Raw genomic sequence first — 21,569 nt, forward strand, 5'->3', positions numbered from 1 at the left:
GTCTTTTGTGATGAAGGTAACATTATTTTACGGTTATTACGATAAACTTTCTGTTATGGAATGTGTAAAATAATCCTATAAACAGTAACATACAGTATATTCTGTCTGGATGTTTAATGAAAAGCTTTGTATTTTATATAAATTTTATTTTATGTAACTAAGATAAATGCGCTTTGAATAGCTCAATTGCCCGGGCACGACTGAGCTTTAAATCGACCATTGGACGCGGATAATCGAGCGTTATAGCGCGATTTTTAGCATAAGGTTCATGAATGATTTTTTTATCAAGTTGGGCCAGCTCAGGAACCCATTTCCGAATATATTCACCCTCAGGATCGAACTTTTGTGATTGGCTAATCGGGTTGAAGATACGGAAATAAGGCACTGAATCGGTGCCGGTCGAAGCACACCACTGCCATCCACCATTGTTGGCTGCCAGATCACCATCAACCAGATGCTGCATAAACCATTGCTCACCTTTACGCCAGTCAATCAGCAGATTTTTGCTGAGGAACATCGCGCAGATCATCCGTACCCGATTGTGCATCCAGCCCGTTGCCAGCATTTGTCGCATACCCGCATCAACGATCGGAATGCCGGTTCGGCCTTGCTGCCATTGTTGTAAAGCGACTGGGTCGTCGCGCCAAGGGATATTCTGTGTTGATTGCTTAAAGGGCAAATGCCGTGAGACACGGGGAAAATCAAACAGGATATGTTGATAAAATTCCCGCCATAACAGTTCATCCAGCCAGCTTTGCTGGGCATCGGACTGAAGATCAAAATGGCCCTGCTGTGCTCTGAACAGGGCTTGCAGACACTGGCGTATCGAAATGATACCGATATTTAAATAAGCCGAAAGCTGACTGGTACCCGCGCGTGCAGGGAAATCGCGTGCAATTTTGTAGTCACTGAGCTGTCCCTCAATAAACTGATCAAGTTGTTGCAAGGCATAGGCTTCGCCGACCTGCCATTCGTGATCATGGGAGTGCTGGATATGTTTTTGATATTCAAGTTGTAGTGTCTTGATATCGGTTGATGAGATCAGCTTTAAATCGGTTATCGCTTGTTGGGGCGCAGGGGTTGGATAACATTGGGGTAGAGCAGGCTGTAAACGCTGATAACAGGTCTTTTTAAATGCACCAAATACCTGATAGGGCAGATTGGACTGGTTACGGATCGAGCCAACAGGGAACAGGGTACGATCATGAAAAAACATCAATTCCTTGTCTTGCTGATTTAAAAGTTTCTGTACAGCCTGATCGCGTTTTAATTCATTTATACCCAGTTCAATATTGGCATATACATGTTGAATCGGTAGTTGTTGTATGAGCGTTGCAAAATATTCTGGCACATCTTTCCAGAGCGAAATGCGCTGAACCAGCACTGGTATATTCAGACTTGCAAGTTCTTCTTTTAAGCTTTGGAGTTGTCTGAGATAAAAGTCAATTTTAATCGGGGCATCATCGTGTAATTGCCACTGTTCAGGCGATAAAATCACGACCGCGATGGTACGGCCAGCCTGAGTCGCATGCCAGAGTGCGGCATGGTCCTGAATTCTCAAGTCTTGGCGAAACCAGATCAGTTGATAAGCAGTCGACATCGTTCTGTGTGTTGTTAAGAAATTGACATGACCATAAGCGATTTTTCGATTTTATAAAAGTAGGTGCAATAAAAAAGCAAAGCCGGAGCTTTGCTTTTTTCATCTAATTCAAAAAATGAATTAGTGGTGGTGACCACCTGCACCGTGAACGTGACCGTGATCTAATTCTTCTTGAGAAGCATCACGGATTTCAACGATTTCTACTTCGAAAGTAAGGTCTTGACCAGCAAGTGGGAAGTTCGCATCAACAATCACGTTGTCGCCTTCAATCGCTTTAACAGTTACGATTTGAACGCCGTCATCAGTTTGTGCTTGGAATTGCATACCAGGCTGGATGTTGTCCACGCCTTGGAACATTTGCGCCGGAACTTCTTGAACAAGTTCAGGGTTATATTCGCCATAACCTTCAGCAGCTGGAACGTTTACAGTGAATTTTTCGCCTACAGTTTTACCTGTAAGTGCATTTTCTAAACCAGGAATGATGTTGCCCGCGCCGTGCAAATATGCAAGTGGTTCACCTTGAGATTGATCAAGTGTTTCACCCTCAGCGTTTGTTAAAGTGTAGTGGAATGAAACCACGTGGTTATTTGCAATAGCAGTCATGTTTTAAATCCATGTCATCAATAGTTTTAACTGTATATCATAAAGTGAAAAACAGCTTTTGTTGACTATTTTCCACTTTTTGAAACGATTTAGTTAAATATTGAGACGAAATATCAAATTTCAACTCAATACAGTTTAATTTTTGGACGGACACGACGCGTCAGGAAATCTTTCATGGTCAGCATGCCTGCTTGGGTATAACCATGAATATTGGCCTGATGCATCCGATAAAGTGAAACATACATGGTTTTGGCAATGAAGCCTTGTACGCTCACATCGCCTAACAATTCTCCTACCGCCTGATTACGACTCAGTGAAACCAGTGAACCTTTGTCATTAAAGGTAAACATTGGTTGTGGAGAACCGGATAAACGTGCGGCCATTGCATCGACCAGAAAGGTTGCTTGTTGACTCGCTACCTGTGCACGCGGGCCTAACGGCGGCTGGCGTGCATCTAATTGACAATTTGCACAGTCGCCAAAAGCAAATACATTCGGATCAGAATAGGTTTGCAGGGTGGCGTACACCATCAGACGATTGATCTTGTCCCGTTTAAAATCAGTCAATGACTCGAGAACTTTCGGCGCTTTAACACCTGCGGCCCACACCGTAATATCGGAGTGAATGACATTACCATTACTGAAATAGACCTGGGTTTCTTCGACTTTCTGGACTTTATGCTGAGTCAGAATCTCAATCCCCATTTTCTTGAGCTGCTTGGCACTATGCGCTGCCGTTTTTTCATTCAGGGCAGGCAAGATACGGTCAGAGGCTTCAATGAGGGTAATTTTGACTTGCTTCGGATTAATTTTCTTTAATCCATAGCGATAGAAGTTCTTGGTGGTTTCAATCAGTTCTGCCGCCAGTTCCACTCCCGTTGCACCCGCACCGACGATGCCAATATTCAAGGCACGCTCATTTGACTGATTTTGCGCCTCGATATAGAGGTGAAATAAATCCTGCTGGAAAATATCGGCTTGTTGACGGCTATCCAGAAAATGACAGTGTTCACGTACACCTTCGGTACCAAAGTCATTGGATACAGAACCGACTGCCAAGACTAGCGTGTCGTAGCTGAGGGTTTGAATCTGCGGCGTATGTTCTTTAGAAAGCTGCGGGGGAGAAAGGGTAATTTGTTTTTGATCTTTATTCACATCAACAAGTGTGCCGAGCACGAACTCAAAATGATGTTTTTCTGCATGGGCAAAATAATTGGTTTGTTCTTCGTGAGGGTTTAGCGAGCCGGCTGCAATTTCGTGGAGGAGCGGTTTCCATATGTGTGTGAGATTTTGATCGACTAGGGTAATTCTGGCTTTCTCTCGTCTGCCAAAACGTTCACCTAACTGTGTCGCAAGTTCCAAACCACCTGCGCCACCGCCCACAATCACGATATGATGTAAGGTTTTGCTCATGATTAACCTAATTATTTTTGTGAAAGGATGGCTGGATTATGCCATCCTTTTTTCAATAATGTATGTTTAATCTTGATAAAAAAAGTTGGTTTTTTATCCTTGGTTTAAAGGATAAAGTTTGGCAGTTTTGCTATCGCTGGTCGAAAAGAATGAAAACAGGTTAGAGAACCAGAGCATAATTTTCTGAAAAATATTGGCTTCTTCAATCTGCACATCATTTTCAATCTGTAAGCTGCGAATCAACTGGTTGTTCTGGTAAATCGAAACCGTCGCCAGATTCATGGCTTGCGTCAAAGGTGCAGTCAAATGCTGTTCATTCAGTTCAATATTGATGCGGGTATTGGTGGTTTGTAATGGTTCAACCGTCGTCACTTGCTGATTGGCATCGGTTAAATGAATGCGTTGGGTGAGTAGATCAAAAGTATTTAAGTCGATAGGTGTTGCCTGACCGTATAACGATGTGGTGACGATGGTCGGTTGCTGCGTTTCGACCTTAAACATTTTCAAGGTCGATTTAATCACAGGCAATTCTGCAATCAGTTTTTGTTTTGGAATCACTTCCTCATCACGGGTATAGGTATAGGCCAGGTTCATTAACTTATGTGCTACTTCCGCGCGTTTGACGGCACTTGGCGTTCCCAGTACCACCACGATCAGACGACGTTTATCAACATGTGGATTAAATGTTGGACGTTCTGCTGTCAGGGCAAGGTTATAACCTGCCGCTTTGGTATAACCTGTTTTAAGACCATCTGAGGTAGGGTCCATTTTCAGGGCAAGGTTAGTGGCATGGTGGAAACGTTGATTGTAGCTAAAGCTCGGCATTTTAGAATAATACAGATATTCAGGCGTTTCTTTCACAATGGCCTTGGCTAACAGGCTGAGATCAGCTGCTGTTGAATAATGATCGGTCATGGTGATCCCAGCTGGATTGCTGAAATGGGTATCCTTCATGCCCAATGCCTGGGCTTCCTGATTCATCCGCGCGACGAATTGTGGCACGCTGCCAGAAATTTTTTCAGCAAGCGTTACCGCAGCATCATTGGCAGACATCACGATCAGACCTGCTAAAAGCTGATCAACAGAAATCTGTTCACCTGCTTTGAGATACATTTGTGATTCATCCCACATCACCGTACTGACCACAGGTGTTGCAGTCAGAACGTCTTCTTTACGTAATTTACCTGCTTCAATATCTTTTAACGCGATATAAGCCACCATCATTTTGGTGAGTGAAGCTGGGGCGCGCTGAACATGGCTGTTGTGTTCAGCAATGATTTGTCCAGACTGGGCATCGATGATGGACCATGCTTCAGCCTCAACTGTTCCAGGTGCAATGTTAAGCAAGTTTGCATGGGCGAGATTTGCACAGATGAGACTGAACAACGTAAAGAGAGAGAGGAGAAATTTCACGTGCATACCTTGTATTGCCGATCCAGTGGCCTTAAATGTGAGAGGAGAATGCTATGACTTTTTTGTTGAAGAATCTAGGGGCTATTGACATTTTATATATGAATTGCGTTGTAGGCTAAAAATTCATCAGACGAGGCATGAAACGCAGGGAATGGCTTCTCCCTTATCAAGTTTCATAACGAAGTATGAGGGATTTTTAGCTACAACCCTTTGGGACAGGGGCATTTTTTGTCGCTACTGCGTTATGCCTTGTTCATTTAGAACGACTAAATTTCTCAAGGCATGCCTTGTATCACCTAAAAAACGCCCACTGTCGCAACCATAGATAAAGTGACAATAGCCCCCTAAACTTTTGCTGACAATTACGACATCTGCGCATGACTTTGTAAAAAAATGCTAAGCTGTGTGAAACCGTTCCTATTTTCATGATTAGAAATTATGTTGCACTATCAAATTGAGTTCGACGATTATCGCCAACACCTGATTCATGTCACCCTACGTTTTCTTGCCAATCCTAATCAGGAGTTGTGGTTACCGACCTGGATCCCTGGCAGCTATCTGATTCGGGAGTTTTCCAAGCATATTGAGTCGGTGAAAGCCTCTGATGAAGCTGGGCGTTTACTGAATATTAAAAAAACCGAGAAAAATCGCTGGCGTTTATTCAATACCGATCATGAACTGATTACGGTTGAATATGATGTTTATGCCTATGATCTATCTGTGCGTGGGGCCTATGTCGATCAGAGCCGTTTGTACGTTAATCCGGCCTGTGTCTGTTTGGGCCTGCAAGATCAGGAACAGGCAGCTTGTGAAGTTGAAATTTTCCTACCAGATGAATTAAAACATTTCCAGCTTGCAACGGGGTTATCAAGCAAGAGTCTGGTCAAAGGGCGTTTCACCTTAAAAGCAGACAATTATGATCAATTGATTGATAGTCCATTTGAACTGGCAGAGCAGAGCCGTTTCAGCTTTGAAGCGAACGGGATTCCACATGAGTTTGTGATTTCGGGGAAACACACGACCAATATGGGCCGTTTAGAGGCGGATATTCAAAAGATCTGTCAAACTGAAATCAACATGTTCGGTTCGGCGCCCTTCCAGAACTATACCTTTATGACCATGGCAACCGGCAATAGTTATGGTGGTCTGGAACATTGTAATAGCACCAGCTTGATTACACCGCGCGACGATTTACCAAAAGCAGATGAAGCCGAAGAACCTTCTAAGGATTATCAACGTTTCTTGGGTTTATGTAGCCATGAGTATTTCCATTCATGGTTAGTTAAATTTATTCGCCCGGAAAACTTTGCCCATTATGATCTACATAAAGAGGGCTATACCAGCTTATTGTGGATCTTTGAGGGCTTTACCTCTTATTATGATGACCTGATTTTATTGCGTAGCGGTGTGATTTCGCAGCAGTCTTATCTAGATCTGTTAAAAGCACAGCTGGATCGTTATTTGCAGAATCCGGGTCGCTTTATTCAATCGGTTTCAGAGTCGAGTTTTGATGCGTGGATCAAGTTCTATCGTCAGGATGAAAACTCAAATAATGCAGGCACCAGTTACTATAACAAAGGCAGTTTAGTGGCACTTTGTCTAGATTTGGGCTTACGTTTGCGTGGTTCGAATCTGGATGCCTTAATGCGCCGTTTATACGAAAATACCCAACAGGGTATTCAGGTCAATGAACGCACCATTTTTGAATTATGTCATGAGCTGACAGGCGATAACTGGATTGAGCAAATCAATCACTTGATCAATACCACCGATGAATTACCACTGGATCAGTTGTTCCCCGAGTTTGGATTGAGTTACACGCTTAAACATGACAAGGCTTTGGCTTTTGGCCTGAAAGGGGTAGATAAAGCGGAAGGCGTGGTGGTACAGCAAGTGCGTCGTGATAGCGCAGCTGCTCAAGCAGGTTTGTCTGCCAATGATGTGATCCTTGCCATTGATGGAGTTAAGGCTTCCGAGAAGCTTTTAGCCAAGTATGCGAAACAACAAGGCACATTTACGGTCCATGCCTTCCGTCGTGATGAGCTTTTGCAAGTTGAACTGCAAGCGGGTGAAAGTGAATTGACCACGGTTGAATTAAAAGTTGAAGACCAGCAAAAAGTTGATCGCTGGTTGAAGGGCTAAGACTCGATAAAAAGGACGCGACTAGCGTCCTTTTTATTAGCTGCCCCGATAAGTCGAATACCCGTAAGGGCTGAGCAGTAATGGAATGTGATAGTGCGGTAAACTGCCGTCAACTTCAAAAATAACCGGAATTTCAGGAAAAAAACTGCTTTGCTGTTGTGCTTTATACCAGTCACCTGTTTTAAACGTCACTTTATAAATACCCGACTTTAACTGTTGCTGTGCCGGATAAAGCGCAGTAATTCGTCCATTCTGATCAGTTTTGGCCTGATTGATTTCGATCCACTGGTTTTTTTGTTGGGCTTCGAGCATAACGGTGACATCAGCAGCAGGTAGACCATTCTGCTGGTTGAGTACATGCACACTCAATGGGTTTGTCGCTGCGTACAAGCTGCTTGAAGCCGAGAGAGCAGCGATGGCGAATAGATTTTTATACATCGCAATATTCCACCTTGATTAATCAATGTTTTGGTATGTATTGCCGTCAGTTTTTATGAAGGTAATACATGCGGTATAAACGCAAAACAGCACTGCTGATCAGTGCCTTTAAACTTTAGAATGCGTATCTGGCACCGAGATAGAACTCACTTGAATAAAGATGGGCTTTCATCTGTTCATCTTGCAAGTTACGTGCATTGGTGAAGTTATTCAGACCGCTATCAGCTTTGCCCAAGTCGACATAACGGTAGCCCAAGTCCAGCTTAAGGTTGTCAATTGCTTGATAACTTGCACCCGCACCTATGCTATACACCAGTTGGGTTTCGGTATTGGAAAGATATTGGCGAGAGGCATTACCTTGCCAGCCTGAAGATTCCGTTCGGGCAACCCCTAATCCCAGATTGCCATATACAGCGACATTCTGCATGACTTCAAAATCACGATAAGCATTCAGCATCAGGCGCTGTGTCTCGACTTTATGATGGTTGAGACTGCTTGGAAAGTGAGTTGAACCGCTGGTAAATTCTGCATCATTTTTAAAGGTATATTCTCCTTCAGTACGCCAGCCATTGCCAAAGTCATAACCGAATCCCAGTGATGCATTGGTTAAATCTTTTTGATCGTCACCTGCGACAAATTTGCCAATCCCGGGGCGTAAGCTGGTTTCCATATTGTCCGCTTTGAGTTGGGCTGCCGCGACTTTTGCAGAGAGATAATAGCCAGAAAGCGCTGTATCTTGCGCATAGCTGAATGATGCGGTCATCAACAATACAGAACCCAAAGTGAAACGTATAAATTGCTTGTCCATATACAATTTTCCAAAATTCATGAAGACGTGTTTGGCAATAAAAATCTTTATTTCCTCAGTACATGCTAGGAAAAAATGCATCGGGCCATGATGACAATTGGATTACCGATTTGTAATCTTTGCGCTGAATAAAAAAGGTTAAGATGTGGGATGCATATTTTAATTGTTGAAGATGAATCCAAGATTGCGCAGTTTCTGGCAAAAGGATTAAATGAATCAGGCTATACCAGTGCGATTGCAAAAGATGGTATGGCCGCTTTGTCACGCTTGCAAGAAGAAGCATTTGATTTATTAATTCTGGATGTGATGTTGCCGAAACTGGATGGCTGGCAAGTGTTGCAGACCCTACGGACCTTTTCAAAAATCCCTGTGCTCATGCTTACGGCGAAAGATCAGGTCATGGATCGGGTCAAAGGTCTGGAACTGGGGGCGGATGACTATCTGGTTAAGCCGTTTTCATATATCGAATTATTGGCACGCATCAAAAGTTTATTACGTCGTGTTCCCAAGGTTGAACAAGAAATTTATAGCATTGCCAATCTTAGCTTGAACCGTTTAAGTCGGGAAGTGCATCGTGCAGAGAGCAAAATCGATTTAACCGCCAAAGAGTTTGTGCTGTTGCAATTATTGCTACAGCATCGCGGTGAGGTGCTCACACGAACACAAATTGCCTCTATGGTCTGGAATATCAACTTTGATACTGACACCAATGTGGTTGATGTCGCGATACGTCGTCTACGCGCAAAGATTGATGACCATTTTTCTCCCAAGCTGATTTATACGGTCAGAGGAATGGGCTATAAAATCGATTTAAAAGAAGACCATGACGATGAATAGATTATCTTTGGCTTCGCGTCTGAGAATTGCGTTTAGTCTGATTTCATGCGTGGTTTTTATCAGTATTGGCACATTGTCTTATCAAAGTTTTCGTGAAATGGTGTATATCCAGCAGGACAAAGCGCTTGCGGCACGGATTAAACGCATGGAAGTGTTTTTGACCGATGCCTATACCGTGCAGATTTTGGGGAAATATCCCAAGCTGTATGAAAATATGGTTGGACATGAGGACAGTATCTTTATCGTTAAAGAGGCGGGTAAGGACCTGATCCGGATCAATCCGTTAAACGTCAACCTCCCTCATTTAAACTATTCCGCTAAAATCCAGTTTACGAACAATAGTCCTGAACAGCCCACCACACGGCTTGCATTTCAATCGGTTGTACATGGCGATCAGCATTATCAATTGATTGCAGGCCAACAGTGGTATGCCGTCAATCAAACCCTGAATCAATATTTCTGGAAAATTGCCTTTTATAGTGGGCTGGGCATTTTATTGTCGAGTTTATTAGGTTTTATGGTCGGGCATTACCTGTTCCGTTCGATGCGGGAGTTGATTGCAGCAACCAGTAAAATCAATGTGCAACAACTCAATCACCGTATTCAGGTCGAGACCACCAATACCGAAGTACAACAACTCAGCCATGCCATGAATGAGATGCTGGATAAAATCCAGCAGGATTATCAAAAACTGGCCCAGTTTTCGGAAGATATTGCACATGAATTAAGAACGCCACTCAATAACTTGATGGGGCAAACCCAAATTTTGCTGTCGCAACCGCGTCAGAAAGAGGAACTGGAAAATCTGCTGTATTCGCACTTGGAAGAGTATGAAAGACTGACCAAAATGATTGAGAGCATGTTATTTATTGCCCGTTCCGAATATACGGAAGCAGGGCTTGAGAAAAGCAGCGTAGATATCGTGCAATTGATTCGGGATGTGACGGAGTATTTTGATTATCTGATCGAAGAACGGCAGATGAGCTTGACGCTTCAACTACCTGATGAAATGAATTTAATGCTGAATGAAGCTCTCATGCAGCGTGCGATTGCCAATTTAATTAGTAACGCGGTGGTCTATGGTGCAGAACAGGGGCGTATTACCCTAACGGTACAAAGGGAACAGGCGGATTGTGTGATTGATATTGTGACGCATGACATCTGGATTGATGAAAAACATTTGCCTTATCTCTTTGACCGTTTTTATCAAATTGATGAGAGTCGACATAACAGAGCACAAACCGGCGGGCTAGGGCTGGCTATCGTCAGATCAATTATGCAGTTACATGGTGGATGTGCTGAAGTTGAAAATCAGCCAGAAGGCGTCACATTTAGGTTGCGATTACCACTAAAGCCTTAACCTAAGTTTCATGAAATTCTGACAAAATAGGGCACATTTATTTATCAATACCTATTTGTTTGCTAAATGATCAGTTTGCTGGGCATTTTCTGCCAGATAAAGCTTTTGTAGTTGAAAAGGCAACAGTTGGCCCAAATTATATGAACTTGCAGTATCTATTATATATAATTGTAGTATTTTTTAGCGAAATGTCGTTATCACGGGATAGGGCGTTGACTAGTATGCTATGAACGCTGATACTCTCAAGTTTGTTTTAAGCAAATCGGTTCTAGGAGCTGGGCCACAAGCGCAGTTTTCCATAACTCAATCCAACACAAGGGGCTATATATGGCTGGTGGAAAGTCAAAAATCATTTATACACTGACTGATGAGGCGCCGTTATTGGCGACCTATTCATTGCTACCGATCATTGAGACCTTTACCAAGCCTGCTGGCATCGAGATTGTGAAAAGTGATATCTCAGTTGCAGCACGTGTACTTGCAGAATTTTCAGATTACCTTAAAGATGAACAGAAGGTAAACAACAACCTTGCGGAGTTAGGTCGTCTTACGCAAGACCCAGATACAAACATCATTAAACTTCCAAACATCAGTGCTTCTGTGGCTCAGTTAACCGCATGTATCAAAGAGCTCCAGTCGAAGGGCTATGCGATTCCTGATTATCCAGAAAATCCAGCAACTGAAGAAGAGAAAGAACTTAAGGCGCGTTATGGCAAATGCCTGGGCTCGGCAGTCAACCCGGTATTGCGTGAAGGTAACTCTGACCGCCGTGCACCTGCTGCTGTGAAAAACTACGCGAAAAAACACCCGCACTCAATGAGCGAGTGGAAACAATGGTCACAAACTCACGTTTCTCACATGGATGAAGGCGACTTCTACCACGGTGAAAAATCAATGACTTTAGACCGTGCGCGTAATGTGAAAATGGAGCTCATCACCAAGTCTGGTGAAACGATTGTACTGAAGCCAAAAGTTGCACTTCAGGATGGTGAAATCATCGATTCAATGTTCATGAGCAAGAAAGCGCTTTGCGATTTCTATGAGAAAGAACTTGAAGATTGTCGTGAAGCGGGCATCCTGTTCTCGTTACACGTCAAAGCAACCATGATGAAAGTATCACACCCGATCGTATTCGGTCACTGTGTGAAAATTTACTACAAAGATGCGTTTGAAAAACACGGCAAATTATTTGACGAGCTAGGCATCAACGTAAATAACGGTATGGCGGGTCTTTACGAGAAGATCGAAACTTTACCGACTTCACTGCGTGAAGAAATTATCGAAGATTTACATGCTTGCCAAGAACACCGTCCTGCACTTGCAATGGTTGATTCTGCGAAAGGCATTACCAACTTCCATTCACCAAATGACGTGATTGTAGATGCTTCTATGCCTGCAATGATCCGTGGTGGCGGTAAAATGTGGGGTGCTGACGGCAAACCTTACGACTGTAAAGCAGTGATGCCTGAATCAACTTTCGCGCGTATCTATCAGGAAATGATCAATTTCTGTAAGTGGAATGGTAATTTCGACCCACGTACCATGGGTACTGTACCTAACGTTGGTCTGATGGCGCAAAAAGCGGAAGAATACGGTTCACATGACAAGACTTTCGAAATTTCAGAAGCAGGCGTTGCCAATATTACTGATCTAGACACGGGCGAAGTGTTGATGAGCCAGAATGTGGAAGAGGGCGACATCTGGCGTATGTGTCAGGTGAAAGATGCACCGATTCGTGACTGGGTGAAACTTGCTGTAACACGTGCACGTAACTCTGGCATGCCAGCAATCTTCTGGTTAGACCCGTACCGCCCACACGAAAATGAGTTGATCAAGAAAGTTGAAAAATACCTGAAAGATCATGACACCACAGGTCTTGATATCCAGATCATGTCACAAGTACGTGCAATGCGTTATACGCTTGAGCGTGTAGCACGTGGTTTAGATACGATTTCTGTGACTGGTAACATCTTACGTGATTACTTAACTGACTTGTTCCCGATCATGGAATTGGGTACTTCAGCGAAAATGTTATCAATCGTGCCGTTAATGGCAGGTGGCGGCATGTATGAAACAGGTGCGGGTGGTTCAGCGCCGAAACATGTTCAGCAGTTGGTAGAAGAAAACCACTTACGTTGGGATTCTCTTGGTGAGTTCCTTGCGTTGGCTGTTTCTTTAGAAGAGCTTGGTCTTAAAGAAGACAATAACCGCGCGAAATTGCTTGCCAAGACACTGGATCAGGCAACAGGTAAACTGCTTGATAACGACAAGTCTCCATCACGTCGTACTGGTGAGTTGGATAACCGTGGTAGTCACTACTACTTGGCATTGTACTGGGCTCAAGCATTGGCTGCTCAAGACGAAGATGCTGAATTAAAAGCGAAGTTTGCGCCGCTTGCGAAAGCACTTGCTGATAACGAAGAGAAGATCGTTGCCGAGCTTGCTCAAGTACAAGGTCAAGCTGCTGATATCGGTGGTTACTATGCTATTGATCCTGCAAAAGTAAGTGCAGTCATGCGTCCAAGCGCAACATTGAATGCAGCACTTGAAACAGCTTAAGTTTAAATATTACTGACAGTTTTGTTGGTGGTATAAAAAGGCCGATGCGAAAGCATCGGCTTTTTTTATGGATGATGACTTAGATGATCCCCATAAAAAAAGCCCACTATCGTGGGCTTTAAAACATCTAAATTCTAACGACCATTGCGGCTACGACCACGCGGTGCTTTGGTGTTTGGACGCGTCGTACCATTGGTTTTGCGACGTGGCTTTTCGCTTTCATCCATTTGCCAGATACGCTTGGTGCCTGATTTTTTCTTGTCGCCGTCTTTTTTATCAGCTTCTTTTTTCTTCTGGTGCATTGGCTTGCCACCTGTACCACCTGGTTTTTTCACATAAGAACGAGAGCGATACGGTTTATCTTCAGGCAAGTCTTTAAAATCAGGATAAAGTAACGGTTCAATTTCAGTTTGCTCACCGGGTTGTAAGCCCAGACGAATCAGATCGATTGCACCGATTCTGGTCCGGATCAAACGTAGCGTCGGGAAACCCACCGCAGCAGTCATACGACGCACCTGACGGTTACGGCCTTCACAAATTTGCAGTTCAATCCAGCTGGTCGGAATATTGGCACGGTAACGCACAGGAGGATCACGATCCCATAACCATTCTGGTTGATCTACTTTCAGTGCCTTGGCAGGTAACGTCATACCATCAGCCAGTTCTACACCTTTACGAAGTTGTTCCAACGCTTCTTCAGTCACATCACCATCGACTTGCGCAAGATAGGTTTTAAATTTCTTATTGGCCGGATTGGTAATGTATTGATTCAGACCACCGTGATCGGTCAGAAACATCAGTCCTTCTGAATCAAGGTCAAGTCGGCCCGCAAGACGTAAATCAGGATCATGGATAAAGTGGGAGAGGGTGAGATGAGCGGAGTCCTCTCGAAACTGTGACAAAACGTCATAAGGTTTATTTAATACGACTATTTTCATATCTGTATACTGCTTTGGCTATGGGCGGCATCATAACAATAAAGGTTTTTATTTAATGGGAAAATGTTGTTATTTCCCGTATAAATCTCAAAAAAACCTGTTTTGAACTAAACTGTTTCATGTAATAAAAAACGAAAGCTTGCCACAGAAGGCATCGACATAATCGCTAAATACATGAGGGAGAACCTGCAAAATGGGTTATCAGAAGATCGTGGTTCCTGCAGACGGAGACAAAATCACAGTAAATGCAGACCTGTCACTGAATGTTCCAAATCGTCCGATCATTCCTTTTATTGAAGGTGATGGTATTGGTGTGGATATTACACCAGCAATGAAAGCAGTAGTAGATGCCGCCGTGCTAAAAGCTTATGGTGGCAAACGTTCGATCGAATGGATGGAAGTCTACTGCGGTGAGAAAGCAGACAAAATTTATGGCAGCTACATGCCAGAAGAAACTTTTGATGCTTTACGCGAGTTTATTATATCAATAAAAGGCCCGTTAACCACACCTGTAGGCGGTGGAATTCGTTCTTTAAATGTCGCATTACGTCAGGAACTGGATTTATATGTCTGTGTACGGCCTGTTCGCTGGTTTGAAGGTGTCCCTTCGCCAGTCAAGCATCCCGAACTGACCGATATGGTGATTTTTCGTGAAAACTCGGAGGATATCTATGCAGGCATTGAATGGCCAGCAGATTCTCCAGAAGCGAAAAAAGTAATTAAATTCCTGCAAGAAGAAATGGGTGTTACTAAAATCCGTTTTCCTAAGGAATGTGGTATCGGGATCAAACCTGTATCGAAAGAAGGTTCACAGCGTCTGGTGCGTAAAGCGATACAGTTCGCGATTGATAATGATAAACCGTCTGTGACCTTGGTCCACAAAGGCAATATCATGAAATACACCGAAGGTGCGTTTAAAGAGTGGGGCTATGAACTGGCGATAGAACGTTTTGGTGGACAACTGCTGGATGGGGGGCCTTGGGTAAAAATCAAGAATCCCAAAAATGGTAAAGACATAATTATTAAAGATGTAATTGCCGATGCTTTCTTACAGCAAATTTTAATGCGTCCGGCAGATTACTCGGTGATTGCGACCCTAAACTTGAATGGTGACTATATTTCTGATGCACTTGCCGCTGAAGTCGGTGGTATTGGCATTGCACCGGGTGCCAATATTGGCGGTGCGATTGCCATGTATGAGGCGACGCATGGTACAGCACCTAAATATGCAGGACAGGATAAAGTCAATCCGGGTTCGATTATTCTGTCTGCGGAAATGATGCTGCGGGATATGGGCTGGACAGAGGCTGCGGATTTAATTATTACTGGTATTTCAGGCGCGATTTCTGCTAAAACCGTGACCTATGATTTTGAACGTTTGATGTCAAATGCAACCTTGCTGCGTTGTTCGGAATTTGCACAAGCCATTATCGAACATATGCAAGATTGATGATTTTTTTCATTAAAAGGGCGGATTTTTTCTGCTCTTTTTTATTTAGGGAGTAAATAAGGTTGTCATGAAAAAAGCATGTACAAAACTAAAGACATGGCATATTTTGGACAATTCTAAAATAAAAAATTGAACATCATGGCTGAAAGAAAATATGGTGAAGCTGCACCCAAAACAACAGACAGCATTGCCAGTTTAGATTGGTATGAGCAAGTGCTCAGTAACCAGAAATATGAGCGTACTTTATTTGTCGATTTAGATATGTCTGAGGCGCACAGTACAGGTGCAGTGTTTAATGAGTGTACTTTTCGCCGGGCCCGATTCAATGGTTCAGTCCATCAAAGTAGCGCTTTTATCAATTGTACCTTTAGCTTCTGTAATTTCTTTGACAGTCAATTTACTGACTGTAAGTTTGTGGGGAGCATGTTCAGTGATTGCCAGTTTCATCATATGCGGGTGGAAGACAGTGACTGGGCTTTTGTTGGATTGCCTGGCGCAGATTTAGAGAAAGCTTCATTTTTAAGAACCCGGTTAAGAGAGGCCGATTTGACAGGGGCGCGTTGTCGTGGGAGTTCACTTCGGGAATGTGATCTCTCTGGTGCATGGCTGCACAGTGCAAATTTGAGCGAGTGTGATTTAAGAGGCAGTGATCTGAGTGCATTAGATCCGAAAGAGACTCAAATTAAAGAGGCCATTATTAACCTTGATCAAACTTTAATGATTGCAGAAAATTTAGGTTTTGATGTCCGAATTGACTGAGGATTGTTGAATGATTTTTGCTCAAAATGAGTGGTTTTGAGCCACTCATTTTTTGGGAAATTGAATAAAATTGCTGTTCTCTGAGAGATAAAGCCGAAAAAAGGATGAATCGCTTACCAATCATGCTGTCTACTCTCGAGACTGCAAGGGATCATGTATAAGTCGTTATAAACAAGGGGGATCAGTCTGCTTTGACTTTACAGAACAGATCAATTTCAGGATTACAATTCCAGATATATTCAGCTTCTTCGGCACAAAGTTGCGCGATTTTTTCACCTTGCGTATCACGAATAAAAGCGAGGGTCATATCCATACCCGCACTTACACCAGAAGAGGTATAGAATTTTCCATCAATCACCCAGCGTGCCTGAGCTTGCCAGCGGACTTTGTCATTGAGTTTTTGTACAAATTCGAATGCCATTTTATTGGAGGTCGCTTGGATACCATCCAGCACGCCTGTAGCAGCCAGCAAAGAGCTCCCTGTGCAAATGGTGAGTACATGTCCGCTGTGCAGCGCAAGCATTTTTAATTGATCGAGAAGTGGCTGATTGTTGATTAAATCAAAAGTGACAATACCCCCTGGAACCAACAAAATACTGTGTTGATTGACGGTCATGTCTTTAAATGGCTGTGTTTGCAGTATGACACCATGTTTGTTGGAGATCAGACCCCCATTCAGGCTATAAAACTGCACTTGGTAATGTTGTTGCAGTAAACCGAATAATTCGACAGGACCCATAATATCGAGGGTTTCAAAGTCTTCAAATACAACAGCATTTACAGGGATACGCATTTGTTTTCTCGCTTATTTCATCTGCGTAATACCATAAAGAGCTGCGAATTTTTATTTGTGAATATTGTGTATGGCTTATTTTGAATTATGCTAAATCATTGGACTTTTTACCTGATCTGTTAGCAAGCACAACTAAGTTTTGGTTTGTTTTTTAATCATTTAGCAGTGCATTACGATAAAATAAAGGGTGTATCGTAAATTTAGGAAAATCTGTATCTATCATTTATCAGGCAGATGTTCAAAATAATGGAAAAATAGAGCGAGCGTTATGCCATGAAGATGTATCAAGTGGATGCTTTTACCCAGGAATTATTTAAAGGAAATCCAGCAGCAGTCATCGTGCTTGATGAGTGGTTAGATCAGCAGTTGATGCAGAATATTGCAATGGAAAATAATCTTTCCGAAACTGCTTTTGTAAAGACAATTGATGAGCGTAATTACGAGATTCGCTGGTTTTCTCCCTTGGACGAAGTGGCATTTTGTGGTCATGCCACGTTGGCCAGTGCTTTTGTACTGTTTAAGGATTTTACGCAAGCCACAACAATTCAGTTTCATGTCCGTGATCTGGGGATTTTTATCGTGAGTCAGGATGCGGATGGTAAAATCAAAATGAACTTCCCGATTCGTAGAGCAGAGCAAGTGTCTGACTACCCGTCAGAGTTGCGTGAAGGGCTTACCAAACCGTTTAAAGCGGTGTATCGCAATCCTCAAGCTTATATTATTGAATATGAAACGGTACAGGATGTATTGGATGAGCAACCTGATCTGGAAGTATTAAAACGCTTGGGTAAAATCCGGACAGCGATTACCGCTTCACAGCCTGACGTGGCAATTACCGCTCGAGGCGAAGGCAAGTTTGATTGTGTTTCTCGTTACTTTGCCCCTGCGATCGGCATTGATGAAGATCCTGTCACAGGTTCGATTCATACCGCGATTGTGCCGCTGTGGGCCGAGAAGCTTAATCAGACACAACTGGTGGCGTTTCAGGCGTCAGCACGCGGTGGCGTTTTAGACTGTGTGATTGAACCTGATGAGCGTATCGAAATTTCCGGTTATGCAAAATTGTATATGCAAGCTGAACTGGCAATCTGATTTTTAGCTTAAATTGTGCAAAAACAACGATAAAAGCTGTTTAAATAAACAGCTTTTTTCAAAACGTAACTATTAAAAATGCGAATCATTCTCTACCATAGCTTGTCTGTATGATTTAAATCACCATAAATACTTGGATAAATTATGTTAATGCGCTTTAAGCAGCTTACTCTCTCGCTTTGTTTGATTGGGTTGAGTGCGACGTCTTGGTCTCAGACAGTGCTCGTAAAAAGTGAAAAAAATATTGAAGAATATAAATTAGATAATGGTTTCAGAGTTATTCTTGCGCCAAACGATAAAGAAAATAAAGTCTATGTCAATACGGTTTACCTGACGGGTTCACTGAATGATCCAAAAGGTAAGGGTGGCCTGGCACATCTATTAGAACACCTGGCTTTTAAAGGCACTCAAAATGTGAAAGGTGAAGAATTCCAGCGCCGTCTGGATCAATATACCTTGATGACCAATGCCAGCACCGATTATTACGCGACCAAATACTTAAATATCGTTCGTCCTGAAAAAAATGCATTAAATGAAATCCTGTATCTCGAATCCGAGCGTATGGATAAATTGGTGTTGCAGGAAAAATTTGTACCCTCTGAAATTGAAATCGTAAAACGTGAACGCGAAATCCGTATGGATCAGCCCTTTGCAGTTTTAATGGATCAGGTATGGAAAGCTGCGTATGGCAATCAATATTTAGGGCGTTTGCCGATTGGTGACTTACCTGAGCTCAAGTCGATTCAGCTCAATGAATTGAATCAGTTCTACAGAACCTGGTATGCACCGAATAATGCGGTCATGGTCATTTCGGGTAAATTTGATAAAACCGAAGTACTGAAGAAGATTGATCAGTATTTCAGTCCAATCCCTGCACGCGCGGTACCTGCTCAGGTGAAAGTGCCTGTGCTCGACGCCAGCAAGATTGAACAACGCCAATTTACTGTGAAAAAGGGTAGTGATCTGGCCAAATTCCATATTTATATGAATGGAAAAAATACTGAATTACAACCGATCTTGGCACTTGCACCTTCTCTCTATACCATGCAGCCGAGCGGGCCTTTATATAAAAATATGGTTGAGACCGGGATCAGTACCGCAGTTCAATCTGCGACCTGGTTAGATCAGGACTTTAATGTGGTGTTTATGGGGGCTGTTTACGCACCAAGCCATGATGCGAAAAAAGTCGATGATGCCTTGAAAACTGGCGTGGAAAATAGTCAGCCATTCACCGAAGCCGAGTTACAGCGGATCAAGAATATTACCCAGAATACCGCGGATAGCATTGCCAATGATGCAGTGGCACTGGGTTCACGTCTCAGTGATTATGCGGTCTCTTCTCAGGGACAATGGGACCAGTACTTCAAAGACTTAAAAATCGTTCAGGCCTTAAAGTTAAAAGATACAAATGAAACACTGAAAGCGTTTTTAACCTCTTCACATCGTATTTCAGGGGATATTTTGCCAACTCCTGAGGACCAGAAGAAAGCGATGACTTTAAAGGCGGAAGAGAAACCAAAAACCTTGGATCAAAGTGATGAGCAGCCTGAGCCGTTAAAAGATCCGAATGTTTACAAGCAGGAAGTGACCCAGTTTATGGCACAGTCTGCCCAGCAATTGCAGAAAAATGAGCAGAAGATCCAGCGTGGTGAGTTGAAGAATGGCATTCGCTATGCTTTATTCCCGACTGCAACCCGTGACGATAAAACCTATGCCACCATTAGCCTGGATTTTGGTGATGAAAAAGCATTATTTGGTAAAGGTGTCACACTGGATTTAACCAGTTATCTGATGTTGCGTGGTTCAGAAAAGCATACTTTGCAAGAAATTACCGATAAAGCGATTGCAGCTAGCGGTGGTGCATCTGTAAGCTCGAATGGCAATGGTTTTACCATTGTAGTGCAGGCGAAAAAAGACAAATTTGAAGACTTCTTCAATTTTATTGTGGATGTGCTGAAGCAGCCAAAATTCTCACAAACAGAGTTTGATCTTGCCAAAAATCAAAGTTTATCGGTACTGGATCGTCCTTATACCGAACCTGCGGTTGTGGCTTCGATGACCTTGTCTAAAATTCTGGAAATCTATCAACCTGGCGATTTGCGTTATCATTTTGAGCCTGATTTTGCGAAAAAACAGATCAGTGAGGTGACTCAACCGCAAGTGAAACAATTCTATGATCAATTCTTTGTGACCGATCATGCACAGATTGCGGTGACGGGAGATTTTGATGCCAAGAAAATGCAAAAGACCTTACAAAAGGCATTTGGTTCTTGGAAAGCAAAACAGCCGTATACCAAAGTGACAGGCCAATATACGGTGTATAAAGCGCAGAAAGTGCATGCTTTATCGGAACAGCGTGAATTCGGTAGCTACCAGAGCGTGTTAGCGTTGCCAGTCGGTTCATATCATCCAGATGCACCCGCGTTAATTATCTTGAGCCATATTTTGGGGAACTCGCAGCTTTCATCGCGTCTGGCGCAAGAGTTACGTGAGAAAAATGCCTTGGTCTATGGTTTTGGCAGTGGTTTAGATCTGGATCCAGATATCAATGATGGTACTTTAAGTATTACCGCGAACTATACCTCTGGACGTTCGGCGCAAGTATCACAATCGGTGCATAAAGTCTTGAATGAGCTGTTAAGCAAAGGCGTGACAGAGCAGGAAGTTGAAGCAGCCAAAGCAGACATCATGAAAAAACGTGTCACGGCTTTGGAAGATGAGCGTAACATTCATGGCATGTTGACCGGTCAGTTAGAGCGCAACAAGACCTTGCTGGATCGTGCTGAACGTGATCAGGAACTTGCTAAATTAAGCAAAGATGATGTGAATGCGGCCATCAAAAAATATATCAAGCTGGATCAGTTCGTCGAAGTAATGGCGGATCAGTATGGTCAGCCTCAAAACTTGAAATAAGCAATCAAAAAGAAAGCCACCGGTCAGGTGGCTTTCTTTTTTGCATTAAAGCTTAATGATCATGTTTGTGGGCATGAAAATCTTCATTTTTGCGGAAACGTAAGTAGTTTTCGAACTGTTCACAATATTCGTCAAAATTATCTTCCAGCATCATCTGGAACTGTTGCAGCAGATAAGACATCACTTGTTCTTTCGCTTCACGCATTTCTTCGCCATCTTTAAAGTTATTGGCTGCGACCCAGGTGTTGAAACGGGCAGTAGCGAATAACATGGCTGCGCTGACCTGACCACGTAGTTCTTCTGGTTTGGCTTGTTGGCCCTTTGGCGGACGGCAAAAATCATTAGCGAGTTTGATAAATTCATCGGCGCGCTCAAAAAATACGGCATTTAAAGCTTCTTCTTCCGTCACATCGGTAGCGTTAATTTTTTGAGACATGAGATTTTCCAGCGAC

General features: G+C 43.0%; 17 protein-coding genes. 8 read left to right on the top strand and 9 right to left on the bottom strand.

Translation table 11 applies throughout. The features are described from left to right. Positions 1-157: 157 nt before the first annotated feature. The 4 genes from ACNQO6_RS13165 to ACNQO6_RS13180 form a co-directional block, all read right to left on the bottom strand. A complete protein-coding gene (locus ACNQO6_RS13165; protein WP_440209262.1) occupies positions 158-1,600 on the bottom strand; it encodes a cryptochrome/photolyase family protein in 1,443 nt (480 codons plus the stop codon). 120 nt (positions 1,601-1,720) lie between these two features. Beyond that, positions 1,721-2,203, bottom strand: a complete 483-nt coding sequence (locus ACNQO6_RS13170) for an FKBP-type peptidyl-prolyl cis-trans isomerase (RefSeq protein ID WP_343579558.1) — start codon at positions 2,201-2,203, stop codon at positions 1,721-1,723. A 125-nt stretch (positions 2,204-2,328) separates the two neighbouring features. After that, complete coding sequence (locus ACNQO6_RS13175) at positions 2,329-3,615, bottom strand: NAD(P)/FAD-dependent oxidoreductase (protein ID WP_009511282.1); 1,287 nt, start codon at positions 3,613-3,615, stop codon at positions 2,329-2,331. 93 nt (positions 3,616-3,708) lie between these two features. Further along, positions 3,709-5,028, bottom strand: a complete 1,320-nt coding sequence (locus tag ACNQO6_RS13180; RefSeq protein ID WP_440209263.1) for a D-alanyl-D-alanine carboxypeptidase PBP6B — start codon at positions 5,026-5,028, stop codon at positions 3,709-3,711. 438 nt (positions 5,029-5,466) lie between these two features. Between ACNQO6_RS13180 and ACNQO6_RS13185 the strand changes: the two genes are divergently transcribed. Further along, entirely contained in the window at positions 5,467-7,170 is a 1,704-nt protein-coding gene (locus ACNQO6_RS13185) for a M61 family metallopeptidase (protein WP_343579556.1), read from the top strand. A gap of 36 nt (positions 7,171-7,206) precedes the next feature. Here the strand turns inward: ACNQO6_RS13185 and uraH are convergent, their stop codons facing one another. After that, on the bottom strand, positions 7,207-7,608 hold the full coding sequence (gene uraH / locus ACNQO6_RS13190) for a hydroxyisourate hydrolase (protein WP_440209264.1): 402 nt from the start codon (positions 7,606-7,608) through the stop codon (positions 7,207-7,209). Positions 7,609-7,723: 115 nt separating this feature from the next. Continuing rightward, positions 7,724-8,416, bottom strand: coding sequence for an outer membrane protein (locus ACNQO6_RS13195; RefSeq protein WP_440209265.1), 693 nt, complete (start codon positions 8,414-8,416; stop codon positions 7,724-7,726). 150 nt (positions 8,417-8,566) lie between these two features. Between ACNQO6_RS13195 and ACNQO6_RS13200 the strand changes: the two genes are divergently transcribed. The 3 genes from ACNQO6_RS13200 to ACNQO6_RS13210 all read left to right on the top strand — a co-directional run bounded on the left by ACNQO6_RS13200 (position 8,567) and on the right by ACNQO6_RS13210 (position 13,172). Then, complete coding sequence (locus ACNQO6_RS13200) at positions 8,567-9,253, top strand: heavy metal response regulator transcription factor (RefSeq protein WP_005288198.1); 687 nt, start codon at positions 8,567-8,569, stop codon at positions 9,251-9,253. Continuing rightward, positions 9,246-10,613: a heavy metal sensor histidine kinase gene (locus tag ACNQO6_RS13205; protein ID WP_440209266.1), complete on the top strand. Its 1,368-nt coding sequence runs from the start codon at positions 9,246-9,248 to the stop codon at positions 10,611-10,613. Before ACNQO6_RS13200 ends, ACNQO6_RS13205 begins: the two co-directional genes overlap by 8 nt. 327 nt (positions 10,614-10,940) lie before the next feature. Beyond that, complete coding sequence (locus ACNQO6_RS13210) at positions 10,941-13,172, top strand: NADP-dependent isocitrate dehydrogenase (protein ID WP_005288190.1); 2,232 nt, start codon at positions 10,941-10,943, stop codon at positions 13,170-13,172. Positions 13,173-13,306: 134 nt separating this feature from the next. Here ACNQO6_RS13210 and ACNQO6_RS13215 read toward each other — a convergent pair whose 3' ends face one another. Then, positions 13,307-14,110: an rRNA large subunit pseudouridine synthase E gene (locus tag ACNQO6_RS13215; RefSeq protein ID WP_440209267.1), complete on the bottom strand. Its 804-nt coding sequence runs from the start codon at positions 14,108-14,110 to the stop codon at positions 13,307-13,309. Between the two features lie 193 nt (positions 14,111-14,303). Between ACNQO6_RS13215 and icd the strand changes: the two genes are divergently transcribed. Together icd and ACNQO6_RS13225 are read left to right on the top strand one after the other, a co-directional pair. Then, a complete protein-coding gene (icd, locus tag ACNQO6_RS13220) occupies positions 14,304-15,560 on the top strand; it encodes an NADP-dependent isocitrate dehydrogenase (protein WP_032870426.1) in 1,257 nt (418 codons plus the stop codon). 138 nt (positions 15,561-15,698) lie between these two features. Further along, entirely contained in the window at positions 15,699-16,319 is a 621-nt protein-coding gene (locus tag ACNQO6_RS13225) for a pentapeptide repeat-containing protein (protein WP_343581388.1), read from the top strand. A gap of 181 nt (positions 16,320-16,500) precedes the next feature. On the opposite strand, the gene ACNQO6_RS13230 is transcribed toward ACNQO6_RS13225, so the two are convergent. Further along, entirely contained in the window at positions 16,501-17,112 is a 612-nt protein-coding gene (locus ACNQO6_RS13230) for a DJ-1/PfpI family protein (protein WP_440209268.1), read from the bottom strand. 273 nt (positions 17,113-17,385) lie between these two features. On the opposite strand from ACNQO6_RS13230, the gene ACNQO6_RS13235 reads away from it, so the two are divergent. Both ACNQO6_RS13235 and ACNQO6_RS13240 read left to right on the top strand, forming a co-directional pair. Next, a complete protein-coding gene (locus tag ACNQO6_RS13235; protein ID WP_440209269.1) occupies positions 17,386-18,204 on the top strand; it encodes a PhzF family phenazine biosynthesis protein in 819 nt (272 codons plus the stop codon). Positions 18,205-18,348: 144 nt separating this feature from the next. After that, on the top strand, positions 18,349-21,117 hold the full coding sequence (locus tag ACNQO6_RS13240) for a M16 family metallopeptidase (protein ID WP_343581385.1): 2,769 nt from the start codon (positions 18,349-18,351) through the stop codon (positions 21,115-21,117). A 52-nt stretch (positions 21,118-21,169) separates the two neighbouring features. Here the strand turns inward: ACNQO6_RS13240 and ACNQO6_RS13245 are convergent, their stop codons facing one another. Next, positions 21,170-21,553 carry a DUF3144 domain-containing protein gene (locus ACNQO6_RS13245; protein WP_004770279.1) on the bottom strand — a complete coding sequence of 128 codons (384 nt, stop codon included), beginning with the start codon at positions 21,551-21,553 and terminating at the stop codon, positions 21,170-21,172. Positions 21,554-21,569 lie beyond the last annotated feature (16 nt).

It is taken from the genome of Acinetobacter calcoaceticus, assembly GCF_051947995.1.
Taxonomy (GTDB): domain Bacteria; phylum Pseudomonadota; class Gammaproteobacteria; order Pseudomonadales; family Moraxellaceae; genus Acinetobacter.

Coding starts and splice junctions, on each gene's coding strand:
- ACNQO6_RS13165 (WP_440209262.1), bottom strand. CDS start 1,600: ATGTCGACTGCTTATCAACTGATCTGGTTTCGCCAAGACTTGAGAATT.
- ACNQO6_RS13170 (WP_343579558.1), bottom strand. CDS start 2,203: ATGACTGCTATTGCAAATAACCACGTGGTTTCATTCCACTACACTTTA.
- ACNQO6_RS13175 (WP_009511282.1), bottom strand. CDS start 3,615: ATGAGCAAAACCTTACATCATATCGTGATTGTGGGCGGTGGCGCAGGT.
- ACNQO6_RS13185 (WP_343579556.1), top strand. CDS start 5,467: ATGTTGCACTATCAAATTGAGTTCGACGATTATCGCCAACACCTGATT.
- uraH (WP_440209264.1), bottom strand. CDS start 7,608: ATGTATAAAAATCTATTCGCCATCGCTGCTCTCTCGGCTTCAAGCAGC.
- ACNQO6_RS13195 (WP_440209265.1), bottom strand. CDS start 8,416: ATGGACAAGCAATTTATACGTTTCACTTTGGGTTCTGTATTGTTGATG.
- ACNQO6_RS13200 (WP_005288198.1), top strand. CDS start 8,567: ATGCATATTTTAATTGTTGAAGATGAATCCAAGATTGCGCAGTTTCTG.
- ACNQO6_RS13205 (WP_440209266.1), top strand. CDS start 9,246: ATGAATAGATTATCTTTGGCTTCGCGTCTGAGAATTGCGTTTAGTCTG.
- ACNQO6_RS13210 (WP_005288190.1), top strand. CDS start 10,941: ATGGCTGGTGGAAAGTCAAAAATCATTTATACACTGACTGATGAGGCG.
- ACNQO6_RS13215 (WP_440209267.1), bottom strand. CDS start 14,110: ATGAAAATAGTCGTATTAAATAAACCTTATGACGTTTTGTCACAGTTT.
- icd (WP_032870426.1), top strand. CDS start 14,304: ATGGGTTATCAGAAGATCGTGGTTCCTGCAGACGGAGACAAAATCACA.
- ACNQO6_RS13225 (WP_343581388.1), top strand. CDS start 15,699: ATGGCTGAAAGAAAATATGGTGAAGCTGCACCCAAAACAACAGACAGC.
- ACNQO6_RS13230 (WP_440209268.1), bottom strand. CDS start 17,112: ATGCGTATCCCTGTAAATGCTGTTGTATTTGAAGACTTTGAAACCCTC.
- ACNQO6_RS13235 (WP_440209269.1), top strand. CDS start 17,386: ATGAAGATGTATCAAGTGGATGCTTTTACCCAGGAATTATTTAAAGGA.
- ACNQO6_RS13240 (WP_343581385.1), top strand. CDS start 18,349: ATGTTAATGCGCTTTAAGCAGCTTACTCTCTCGCTTTGTTTGATTGGG.
- ACNQO6_RS13245 (WP_004770279.1), bottom strand. CDS start 21,553: ATGTCTCAAAAAATTAACGCTACCGATGTGACGGAAGAAGAAGCTTTA.